Here is a 514-nt window from a genome sequence, read left to right as displayed (position 1 = left end):
CCATGAACGCGATCTCCCGGCGCTTCCAGAACGTCTCCGCCGGCCCACGCGACCCGCTGGCCCAGTTCGAACTCGATTCCCTGCGCCCGCTCAACAACATCATCTGGGGCTGGGTGCAGGACGAGCAGCACCGGCTGCCGATCGAACGGCGCGCGGCGGAGTACCAGCACGAGTACGGTTTCCAGCTCATCGGCCGGGCCGTGCCGCAGGTGCAGCCGGCCGACACGCGCAGCAAGTTCCTGGGCGCGTTCCACACGCTGCTCAACCTGTGCGTGCCGTTCTTCCGCCAGGCCGACGACACCACGGTGGTGCCGGACGGCTTCCCGGTGCTGAACGCGCTGCGCGAGGTCCACCTGATCCTGTCCGAAGGGGCCCACAACCAGTTCCGCGACCTGCCCACCACCTCCCGCGTGGAGATGATGATGCAGCAGTGGATGCTGGCGCGCCCCGAGTTCCGTGAGTTCCTGCCCCGGCGCGCGATGGTGGCGTATCCGGAGCCGTGGATGCACTCGGT

General features: G+C 68.5%; 1 protein-coding gene. It reads left to right on the top strand.

All coding sequences use genetic code 11. The features are described 5' to 3' along the window. The coding region (locus AB4Z35_RS30275) for a hypothetical protein (protein WP_442101197.1) at positions 1-514 on the top strand (514 nt) is incomplete at both ends.

Source organism: Pseudomonas sp. KB_15, assembly GCF_052114525.1.
Classification (GTDB): Bacteria; Pseudomonadota; Gammaproteobacteria; order Pseudomonadales; family Pseudomonadaceae; genus Aquipseudomonas.
The sequence above is the reverse complement of the archived record's forward strand: the minus strand, read 5'-3'. Positions and strand labels throughout refer to the sequence as shown.